This window comes from Xenorhabdus aichiensis (genome assembly GCF_028598775.1).
GTDB classification, from domain to species: domain Bacteria; phylum Pseudomonadota; class Gammaproteobacteria; order Enterobacterales; family Enterobacteriaceae; genus Xenorhabdus; species Xenorhabdus bovienii.
In genome coordinates, this window is sequence record NZ_JAQRFO010000075.1 from 1 (window position 1) to 10333 (window position 10333).

At 46.5% G+C, this 10333-nt stretch carries 7 protein-coding genes and 2 pseudogenes; 6 read left to right on the forward strand and 3 right to left on the reverse strand.

Features of this window, described 5'->3' with window-relative positions; translation table 11 throughout:
* Nucleotides 1–561 precede the first annotated feature (561 nt).
* The 3 genes and pseudogenes from PSI22_RS20130 to PSI22_RS20140 all read right to left on the reverse strand — a co-directional run bounded on the left by PSI22_RS20130 (nucleotide 562) and on the right by PSI22_RS20140 (nucleotide 2315).
* Entirely contained in the window at nucleotides 562–1569 is a 1008-nt protein-coding gene (locus PSI22_RS20130; RefSeq protein ID WP_273581290.1) for a tyrosine-type recombinase/integrase, read from the reverse strand.
* A gap of 66 nt (nucleotides 1570–1635) precedes the next feature.
* Nucleotides 1636–1920, reverse strand: a pseudogene (locus PSI22_RS20135) (TraU family protein); the annotation flags it as partial.
* The gene (locus PSI22_RS20140) at nucleotides 1917–2315 is read right to left on the reverse strand and encodes a TIGR03757 family integrating conjugative element protein (RefSeq protein ID WP_273581291.1); all 399 of its coding nucleotides are present in this window, start codon (nucleotides 2313–2315) and stop codon (nucleotides 1917–1919) included. The gene PSI22_RS20140 and the pseudogene PSI22_RS20135, both read right to left, overlap by 4 nt.
* 304 nt (nucleotides 2316–2619) lie before the next feature.
* Here PSI22_RS20140 and PSI22_RS20145 point away from each other — a divergent pair, with 304 nt between their 5' ends.
* The 6 genes and pseudogenes from PSI22_RS20145 to PSI22_RS20170 form a co-directional block, all read left to right on the forward strand.
* Nucleotides 2620–4377, forward strand: coding sequence for a type VI secretion system baseplate subunit TssF (locus tag PSI22_RS20145; RefSeq protein WP_273581292.1), 1758 nt, complete (start codon nucleotides 2620–2622; stop codon nucleotides 4375–4377).
* Between the two features lie 45 nt (nucleotides 4378–4422).
* Nucleotides 4423–6447 carry a type VI secretion system Vgr family protein gene (locus PSI22_RS20150; protein WP_273581296.1) on the forward strand — a complete coding sequence of 675 codons (2025 nt, stop codon included), beginning with the start codon at nucleotides 4423–4425 and terminating at the stop codon, nucleotides 6445–6447.
* Nucleotides 6448–6455: 8 nt separating this feature from the next.
* Nucleotides 6456–7250 carry a DUF4123 domain-containing protein gene (locus tag PSI22_RS20155; protein WP_273581293.1) on the forward strand — a complete coding sequence of 265 codons (795 nt, stop codon included), beginning with the start codon at nucleotides 6456–6458 and terminating at the stop codon, nucleotides 7248–7250.
* A 15-nt stretch (nucleotides 7251–7265) separates the two neighbouring features.
* Nucleotides 7266–9212, forward strand: a complete 1947-nt coding sequence (locus PSI22_RS20160; protein ID WP_273581294.1) for a lipase family protein — start codon at nucleotides 7266–7268, stop codon at nucleotides 9210–9212.
* The gene (locus PSI22_RS20165; RefSeq protein ID WP_273581295.1) at nucleotides 9196–9960 is read left to right on the forward strand and encodes a hypothetical protein; all 765 of its coding nucleotides are present in this window, start codon (nucleotides 9196–9198) and stop codon (nucleotides 9958–9960) included. Before PSI22_RS20160 ends, PSI22_RS20165 begins: the two co-directional genes overlap by 17 nt.
* Before the next feature lie 97 nt (nucleotides 9961–10057).
* Nucleotides 10058–10333 (forward strand): annotated as a pseudogene (locus tag PSI22_RS20170) (hypothetical protein); the annotation flags it as partial.

The window sequence follows — 10333 nt, forward strand, 5'->3', positions numbered from 1 at the left end:
ACCATTTTTAACCCTCACGGCTTTTTTGCTTTAAAATGATGAAAAAGCATACAATAAGTAATAAAAACAAATAAAATTAGATAGATAGGTAAGTTAAAGTAAGCAAATAAATTTGGGGGCATTAAAAGGGGCATAAAAGGAAAGTAAGGTTATAGACTTTGTATATTCAACAAGTTACAATGATTTTCGATTCCGAGTCCGGCACCAAATTTTAGAACTCGCTTGTTGATAAGAAAATTACTTAACAAGCAGTCAGTTAGGGCAGAACCATAAAACTGAAAATGTAAGCAACGGTTATTTTTAAAAGCTTGCATTATTATGGCGATAAATTGCCAGTAACTCAAGATATCAGGGTACTCGCTTCAGCAAGTACCCTTTTTCTCGATCTAAATAATGATTTCAGTAATTGATTCTGATGTCAAGTAAGGTGAAGACTTACTGGATGCGGGATCAGGTATTCACACTTTTTTCCATCCCATCAATGTTGATACAGGGCAGTTCACACCACCTCCTTTCCAAACTGAAATCCGCCCTGATTTTTTTCCATGACTTTTATATCGGCTATACGGAAAGATCCAGATAGAGAGCCAGTTCTTGCGCCAATGTTTTACCGGCTATTTCCATATCGATATCAATATATTCCATCGTTGTCACCACACTGCGATGTCCCAGCAAGTTTTTCACCATCTGTAAATTACGATCCGGTGCTTTCATCAGCTCTGAGGCCAGCGTGTGACGGAAACGATGCGGTGAAATCGCGAAATCACATTCCCGGGAAAGACGGCGGAAAAAAGAGCGTATGTGTTGTTTTTCCCTGTTAATGTCGTATTCGTAGCTGGTCATCAGGCCGTTATAGCGAAAATTCAGTCGTGTTAAGTCAAAAATGGGTTCTGCATTACCGATGCCACAGGCTTTAGCACGTTCTACCAATTGTTTAAGCCTTACCCTTAATTGCGGAATGATGGGAACCCGCCATTCACAATGGTTTTTACTGCCCTGAAGTCGCAATTCAATGGAGTTATTTTCCAGATTGATATCCCGCAGCCTCAGGTGCAACAGCTGGTTCTGGCGCATGCCCGTTAACCGGAATGTATCCAGTACCGTTAACCAGTACCAGGCAGGATACAGCGCACAATGCCTTCCCTGTAGGGTTACCTTGGTTTTCTCCTCGTCTTCATGCTGCCCCATCCGCAGGTAGAGACGGATTATCTGGGATTTACTCAACACTTTTTTCGTTTTCTTGCCTTTCTTGACCGCAGTGTCAAGAAAAGGGTTTTTGGTCTGAGTTAATAACTTTTGCTCTATTCCAAAATTAAAGATGGTACGCAAATGAGTGACCTTATTATTCCAGGTATGGCACGACTGCTTCTTTTCATTCAGCAGGTGGCGCCGCCAGCATAGTATATCCCTGTGGTTCACCTGTGCCGGCAGCACAGTTTCTCCCATAAAGTTGATAAATACCCGCACCACCTTACGGTAGCTCCACTCGGTTGCCGGTCGTAACATGTGTGAGAAAAAATACTCATCCAGCAACTCATCCCAGCCCATTTTTTCCTCGTTATCCGACATATTATTATTTCCTTAGTGTGTAATATTGTGTTCCGGTACAGAAACGACCTGTTAATCCGTGTCTAACTGACTGACCTGCGCCATTTCTGACCACGGGTTACCCCCGGAGGCCTGATACGTGGAGACCACCGCTTCGGGAATAAAATGCGTGACTTTGACCGAGGTTTTCACCGTGCAGCCATGCCAGGAACAAAACAGCCAGTAACAAAGTCCACTGATCCGCCACTGAATGCAGGGAGGTGAAAAGCTGCTTGCCACGATTTGAGCGGTATTGATGGAGGCTTGTGTGACGGGAGCAAATGCCGCTACCAGTGTGATAACCCCAGGAAAAATAAAGCGTGGCGTATTCATGGTTGATTCTGCTCCCTGAGCGCAGTCGCTTTGGCGATATCTGCCGTGCCATACACCACGTCACGCTCATCAAACACCACCGCCGGGTATTTATGTATGCCCAGCGCTCTGCCCCGAATGACATTTCGCCATGCTTTGATAAGTTGTCGTTCCTGCTCACGCCACTGTGACGATTGCAGCATCGTTTGTGCTTGTCCCATCGCCTGCCGTGGATCAACGGAAAGCTGAGCAAAGTATTGCTGCTGAAGTTGTTCAGGCGCATCCAGCCAGACAACTCTGTTATCCGGCGTCAGATTCACCGGCGGGTGCTGACTATCGGTATAGATCACCGTTTTGGCACCGGCGGACAGTGACACCATCCACCCCATCAGGAGCAGTAAACCCGGCTTTTTCATCGTGTCCTTTCCGTGTCATAAAACATCGGAGCAGCGTGAAGAAAGCCGGACCAAAAGTCAGCAAACAATTCATTTTTGCAAAATGCAAAAAAACACACCTGCCTCAGTGCCCTCTCAACCATGACGGATATCGCTGGTAAGACTTTTCCCAAATCATAAGAAAATTGAATTTCATTAAACATGATAATTAATAATCCCGTACAATAATTCCCCAACGCTGACAAGATACTGATTTTATATAAACTTTACGCATAACATGCCGATGAATTATTCATCGGTACATTAATATAAAAAGAGAAAGCCAATGAAAAACAACAAGGAGTCTATGTACCTGCGGGAAAGAGCCTATATGAGGGAACTGGCTCAACGCGTGGCAAAAGAATCGCCTCACCTGGCCGACTTTCTGCTTGCCTCTCATGATCCGGATATTGAACGTGTCTTCGAAGCCTTTGCCCTGCTGATCGCCCACTTACGGGATAAACTTGAGGATGATTTCCCCGAAATTACCCACGGCATTCTGTCCCGTATCTGGCCGCTGGCCCTGAGTCCCATTCCGCCTACGACGGTCATGCAATTTCACCCCACCGACGGAGAACATCAGGGCGCTGTTGATATCCCGGCAGGCACGCCGGTTTCTGCCCATGTCAACGGGCAGTTACTCACGTTTAAAACCTGCCGCTCCCTGCATATCGAACCCCTTATCGTGCTGGACAGGGCGGTGAAGAAAACCGGCACGCACAGTGAGATAGTGCTGACGCTTTGCCAGACAGGCATGCCCTCCCCCGTCTGGCAAAGCGGGTCACTGTCTTTTTTCCTCGGTACGGACAGTGAACGGGCGGCGCTATTAAGCCTGTGGCTGGATGAGCATATCAGTGACGTCAGCCTGAGAGTCCGGGGTGAACAGCTAAAACTGAGCTGTTTTCCTTATGGCTGGCACAATCTGTTCGATACCCCCATCCTGCCGATGGAAAAACACACTTATGCCGGGCTTCAGTCTCTCATTGAATATTATGCGCTGCCTCAGCTTTATAACTTTATGACGGTGGATATCAGCGACCACTGCCGTGAGGTGCCGTTGAATGCCGACGGCACCTTTGAACTCCTTTTTCGTTTTGAAGGCGAATTGCCACTGGAAGACGTTGATGATGCCTTTATGCTGGGCTGCGTCCCGGCCATTCATCTGGAAAATCTGACCCGCCTCCCCATTCCGCTGACGCCAGAAAATCATCGCTATCCCCTGCCGTTCGGGGAGTCCGTGCGATTGTTCCGGCTGCGCGATATTCAGGTTATTCAGCAGCCTGATGAGAAACAGCAACGCGGGACGCCATACCGCTACCTGCCCATTGACCAGTTTACCCCGGCAATGGGCTGGCTGGCCGAAGATGGGGAAGCTGACACTTTTTACTACCTGCTCCAGACCGCGCGTGATTTGCCGGGAAGGCTGACGCACCAGCTCCATTTTTTTGACCTGACCGGCCGACCCGCCGTGAACTTACCGGAGATCACCGTCGCCTGTCATTCCTGGGGTTACCATGAACAGGCCATCGCGCTGGAAAAAGGCACCCTCACCGTGATGCAGGAAGGTTCCCCGTCCCATCTCAATGGGCACAATATTACGCCGGTCACCACCGATTACCCGTCGATGTTACAGGATAATTCCGGCTGGCCGCTGCTTTCCTGCCTCTCCAGCCCGCCGGTGTTGTTATTTACTACCGAAAGCCTGAAACATTTCCTCCGCCTGTTTGACCCTTACGCCGAACTCAATCGTCCGCTGAGCCGCCATATCCGCCGGCATATTGACGGCATCGTGCGGGTGGAGGAACGCCTGACCGACAGGATGTATAAGGGCAGACCCGTCCGGGGTCACCTGTTATCACTCACACTGAACCCTGACGGCTACGCCAATCCGGGGGAGATGTACCGTTTCTGCCGGTTGATTAATCAGGCCATGGCCTGTTTTGTCGGCCAGTCCACCTTCGTCAAGCTGGATGTGTATACCCCGAACCGTCACAAAGCCCTGTGGGCATTCTGGGAAGTCTATGGATTACGCAGAGATATGTAAGCCATAAAGAAAGAACAATAAGGAGCAAAACAAAACATGGTGAATATGATGAATAAGCTGTCCTCTGCCAAAAGTGGATTGCGGTTTACTTTTCAGGTCGCGGGGCTTCCTGAAGATACGTTCAGCGTGGGGGAATTTTCCCTGCAGGAAGGGTTATCTGAGCTGTTTACCCTGAACCTGACGCTGGTCAAAACCCATAGTCTGAATCCGTTCAAGCCCTTAGACGAGGTGGATTTGACCGCCTTGTTGATGCAGGAAGCGGTGTTACAAATCTTTAATGGGGAACTCCAGCAGCGCAAAATCACCGGTATCATCTCCCACGCCGACTGGGCAGGCACCGACGGCAATAAAACCCTCTATACCCTGACGGTTCGCCCCGCCCTCTGGCACCTGACACTCAATCAGGACAGCCGGATATTCCATCAACAAAATGTGCCCGCCATCCTGAATGGCCTGCTGAAAAAGCACCGGGTACGCGCCGATTCCAAACTCTACGATACCCATCAGGACAGGGAATACACCACCCAGAAACGCGAGTCGGATTATGCGTTTTTCAGCCGTCTGGCCACAGAAGAAGGCATCAGTTTCTGGTTTGAGGATGAAACATTGTTTTTCAGCGACAGCCATCTGGGGATGACAGCCGGGCTGCCGCTGGTTTACAGCCCGCAACCGGAAACCGCCCATGGGATAGATACGATTTATCAGGTGCGGTTAGGGGTCGGAATGAGTCCGCAACGCAGCCTCCACAAAGACTTTAACTACGACAATCCGCGTTATCACCTTTCCCATATGGAAAGCAGTGAAGGCTTTCGCGACTTTGGCAGCCAAACCCCCTATACCGTCTTTGAGAGTTACGGACGTTTCCAGAAAGATGCGGCGGCCAAACCGTTCTTAAAATACCGTCATGAAGCGCTGGATAACCAGAAAAAGACCGGCAGCGGAAACAGTAACTGCATCAAACTGATGCCGGGTAAAATCTTCGAGATCAAAAATCACCCGCACGCCCCGCTGAATGCCCGCTGGCAGATTGTCGGTATTAGCCACCACGGTCGCTGCCCACAGGCACTGGGTCATGATGGCGGTGATGGCACGACGCTCTCCAACCAGTTCAGCTTTATCGACGGCCTTGCCGACTGGCGTCCGCCGTTCTATTACAAACCCTTAGCAGATGGCGATGAAACCGCCATCGTCGTGGGTCCCGAAGGAGAAGAAATCTTCGTCAATAAAGACGGAGCAATTAAAGTGCATTTCCACTGGAACCGTTACGACAAGGCGGATGATGGCGCATCCTGCTGGGTACGTGTCGCTCAAGGCTGGAATGGTCATGGCTTTGGCTTTATGGCAATACCGCGCATCGGGCAGGAGGTGATTATCTCCTACCTCAACGGCGATATTGATCGGCCGATCGTGACGGGCTGTGTGTATAACGGCCTGAACCGCCCACCACTGGATTTACCGGCACAGAAAACCCGCACGACCTTCAAGACCAAAACCCATAAAGGCAAAGGCTTTAACGAGCTGCGCTTTGAGGATGCGAAAGGCAGCGAGGAAGTCTATATCCACGGCCAGAAAGACTTTACGGCGCATATCGAAAACGATGCCTACTGGCATATCAAACATGACCAGAAACAGCGCATCGATAACAACCGCTACCACGATATCCGCGCCGATGACCATCATCAGGTCGCTGGTTCACGCAAAATCACCACCGAAGGGGATGTGTCACACCGGATTGCCGGCAGCCAGCATATCCAGACGGGAGATGCCACTGTGATTGATAGCGGGCAGGAAATTCACCTGAAAAGCGGCGGCAAAATGGTATTGGAAGCGGCATCGGAAATTACCCTGAAAGTGGGCGGCAGTTTTCTCAAAGTGACCCCGGGAGGGATTTTGTCTTCACCGATTAATGTCGGGCAAGGATCAGGCGGCAGCGGACGCGGGGTGGACCTGCAACTGCCGGAGGGCATGGAGCCGTTGCCGGAGGTGGAAATGGTATTTCCGGCACATCCTTATTGCCCGGAACTGGCACAACAAGACGTCAGTCCCGTTATTAAACCAGCCAAGGAGTAACCGTAACAATGGAAAATGCAATTCCCGTAGAGGACACAGAATCCTCGGTAAGTTGGCAAGAATGGCTGAATCAATCTAATGATGCGCCCGTGTTCTTTATCCTCAATTCGCTGGCGAAACCTGATCCGGTGGCACACTTTTATCTCAATGACTGGGTAGAAGAAGCTTTTCCGCTATATAGCGGTACGCCGATGCGCAAAATGCTGAAACAAAGCCCGTGGCTGGTGCAGGCGAAAGTAAATAATTTATTTCAGATTGGTGCAGTGCTAGATAAACATGAACTCAGTGACAACAGCTGGGGTTGGGCTTATCGAAGCCATAAGTCGTGGCAGGAACAGCTTACCCACTGGCAACGACGACAATTGGTGATGTTGAATGGCGAACAAGTGATATTTCGCATGATGGATACACGGGTATTTGGCGCGATGGTATCGGCCTTCACGCCCGGTGACTGGTCACTGATGCTGACTCCTGTCACGGAGCTGATGATTGACCTGCCCCAGACCACACGTTTCCACCGTCCGAAGGAATGTGGACAAGGCAATGACGATATTCCTTTTACATTGGGCGAACACCTACAACTGGTTTGGCTGCATTCGCCTTATGGCCTGAAAGTCTTAAGCAGCTCTCTCTATAACGATCTATGGGAAAACCACGGTGTAATGGCGAAGAAATTGGATCAGCCAGAAGGCAGTTTAGAACCCCGGATTGAGCAGTGGTTGAGACAAAAGCTGGAAGCCGGACAACGTATTGAAAATATGTCCGATCAGGATTATCTATTGGCTATGGAACAAGAAAAATAACAGGAGCACCTATTTATGAGTAATGCTAATTCAGTTTATTGTTCTGATTGCCCGGGAATGTTAAAGAACAAAATAGAAATTCAGCTTGTTGATGAACACAATAAACCCATTTCTAAGATGGACTATATTTTAAAAAATAGTAAAGTTGAGCGTCCGGGAAAGACGGATGAAAACGGAATGATCCGAGCAGATAAATTGCCTGCTTCTCCTATACGTTTATTTCTCGGTGGGCAAAAACTTGCCGATGAAATGGAGAAACGACCATTACGAACATTGCGTGGTGAGTCTAATTCAACAGTAAAGCCAGATGCCGAATCCAAAGGTTATTTTTATCGTTATGCTGTCATTGGTGAGTTGTGTGACAAAGCCCCTAATATTGCAAAGTGGAAACAAGCTAAGTTTGGGCTACCTTACTACCATTTTCCGAAAGAAGATGAATTTAAAGGATTAGAGTTTTACGGTGAGGATTTTAATCAACGTCATGTGATTGAGGTCTGTCCGTTTAGAGCATGGTCTTTAATCCTAAAACATACACCAAACTACGATATAGTGAATGCGTATAACCTAGGACTCATGTCCCTATTGGTGTATAAGGATGAAGTGATGGTTAACCCAGATTCTCCTGATATTAATATGAGGAAATTTATTAATACTCCCGATACGACCACTTCTTTTTTCTATCAGCAATGCTTTGACTTATCAAAAACCCCTGTTATCAATGATCATTCCGTTTATCCCGCGATTGTAAACGATGTACCATTTAAAGAACGTTATCGACCGGCAATATTCCTGGATGTTAAACAAGTGGAAACGCCTGAAACGTTTGAGCATGATACTCAAATGTTTTTTGTTGAAAATGAAACGCAAATTATTGCGGCATGGCGAGGGACGGCAAGCTCGAGAGATGCGCTGACGGATGGGACTTACCGCCCTATTCCATGCCCAGAGAATATTCTTCCCGGTGGAAAAGCCAAGGTTCATAAGGGCTTTTTAGAAGCTTATCAGTGCATGGAAAAATATTTTATAAATGAAATTAAACAAATCAAAGAATCATCACAACATATTAATCTTAAAAAATTATTTATCTGCGGTCATAGTTTGGGGGGGGCACTTGCTTTATTGCACGCCATAGAGCTAAGAAATAATAACCCGCTCCTTTATACGTATGGAATGCCGAGAGTCCTCACTGGAAGTGGAGTCAAAGCCTTAACATCACTGAATCATTTCCGTCATGTTAATGATGCCGATACCGTAACGAGCGTGCCATTTGATACCAATATGGATAACTGGTTATTTGAAGTTTATGGGTCGCTAGGAACCATTTTTGGCTTTAGCTGGACTTTGGCAACATTACCAACTATTCCAATACAAAAATCTCTCCCCGAGATGGGCGAAGTATATTATCACCAAGGGAATACCGTGAGCTTCTTTCAGGCGAGGCAAATCGGTGAAGAAAGAATCCCAAGTAAGAATGGCATCGGTTTTACGGGCAAAAAAAGATGGCGTATGAATGGCATCTATAAGTTTTATTTAGTTCCGAGCCTAGCTAATTCATTAGATAAAGGACTAGAGAATGAACAACAGGAATATGTGGACTCATTCAAGGGAGATAAATCTGTTATCGATGAAATATTCCCACAATGGAATAATCCTGATTTAGATACGATTATGACGACGGCAACAGACCACTTTATGGGCAGTAAATATCAAGCCATTATAAATAATCAATTGCTCAGTTTCTTAGAGCCAACGAAAACGCGTAAGCTAATAGCTTCAAAAGATAAATTTGATGAATTAATACATCATCAAGATGCCTCTCCACTAAGTGCAAAACGTAACACTACTTTTATGGCACTCGAAAATAAACTGCACGATGTTTTTGAACAAGATGTTAACCAAAATGAATTATTGAAACACGCTCTTGAGCGATACAAGGAAGGCACCCATGAAATTTCTCTGTAATAAAAGCGCATTATCCTCCCTACTTGCTGTGTTTTTCATACAAGGATGCGCGCAAAGCGGATCATTCTCTCCACCGATGAATGGAGAGAATATTCATTTTACGGCCACTATGCCTGATGAGTTGGATGCCTTACCCATTTCAGCCATGTATCGTTCTGAAATTTGCCGCAAAGAACGCCGAACCGCGAATATGAAGTCGTATTCTGTTCCGGGTTTTCATCATGCTACCTACCCTCTATCAATCGGTCAGTCAAATCAAGTTGAGGTCAGTGTCCCTAAGGAGGGGGGAGGGAAGTGTGATTGGAAACTGAGTAATATTACTTTTGAAGTCAAGCTGAAAGATACGTCAACAATTGCACCTCTTATTGACGATAATATTGGATTTAAAACAACATTTGTTACTGATGGTAATGCACCAGCAGTATTTGATGGCGGTTATTTAAAAATAAATGGGGATTTACATGAAAAAATAATTTTATTTCCCCTTCTAACAAAAAGCTTTTTAAATGGCAATGAGAATACATTTTATCTTATAGGGAAAGGAAGTCCGTTAACGTATAAAATAGGAACGGCTAAAAAAATTAATCTAAATTACATATATATAAAACAAATGCTTTCAGTTTGGACGGGTAGAAAGAATAATGACATGCCATTTATGACCTATCCTAATGGTGATATTGTTTCTGGCGAGGTTAGACCTGAATATGAAACGTTAATGGGCATTCTTGAATCAAGAAACAGCAAATAGACTAAGATATAGTCATTCAGACTTAATCTGACAGTCGCCCACTTTGATTTAGTGCCTGTCAGATTAAATTCGGTTGAACGATACAAAGAAGGCACCCATGAAATTTCTCTGTAATAAAAGCGCATTATCCTCCCTACTTGCTTTGTTTTTCATACAAGGATGCGCGCAAAGCGGATCATTCTCTCCACCGATGAATGGAGAGAATATTCATTTTATGGCCACTATTCCTGATGAGTTGGATGCCTTACCCATTTCAGCCATGTATCGTTCTAAAATTTGCCGCAAAGAACGCCGAACCGCGAATATGAAGTCGTATTCTGTTCCGGGTTTTCATCATGCCACCTATCCTCTATCAATCGGTCAGTCAAATCAA

Excerpts from the sequence above, each read along its gene's own strand:
- PSI22_RS20130 (WP_273581290.1), bottom strand. The coding sequence starts at position 1,569 with ATGTCGGATAACGAGGAAAAAATGGGCTGGGATGAGTTGCTGGATGAG.
- PSI22_RS20140 (WP_273581291.1), bottom strand. The coding sequence starts at position 2,315 with ATGAAAAAGCCGGGTTTACTGCTCCTGATGGGGTGGATGGTGTCACTG.
- PSI22_RS20145 (WP_273581292.1), top strand. The coding sequence starts at position 2,620 with ATGAAAAACAACAAGGAGTCTATGTACCTGCGGGAAAGAGCCTATATG.
- PSI22_RS20150 (WP_273581296.1), top strand. The coding sequence starts at position 4,423 with ATGATGAATAAGCTGTCCTCTGCCAAAAGTGGATTGCGGTTTACTTTT.
- PSI22_RS20155 (WP_273581293.1), top strand. The coding sequence starts at position 6,456 with ATGGAAAATGCAATTCCCGTAGAGGACACAGAATCCTCGGTAAGTTGG.
- PSI22_RS20160 (WP_273581294.1), top strand. The coding sequence starts at position 7,266 with ATGAGTAATGCTAATTCAGTTTATTGTTCTGATTGCCCGGGAATGTTA.
- PSI22_RS20165 (WP_273581295.1), top strand. The coding sequence starts at position 9,196 with ATGAAATTTCTCTGTAATAAAAGCGCATTATCCTCCCTACTTGCTGTG.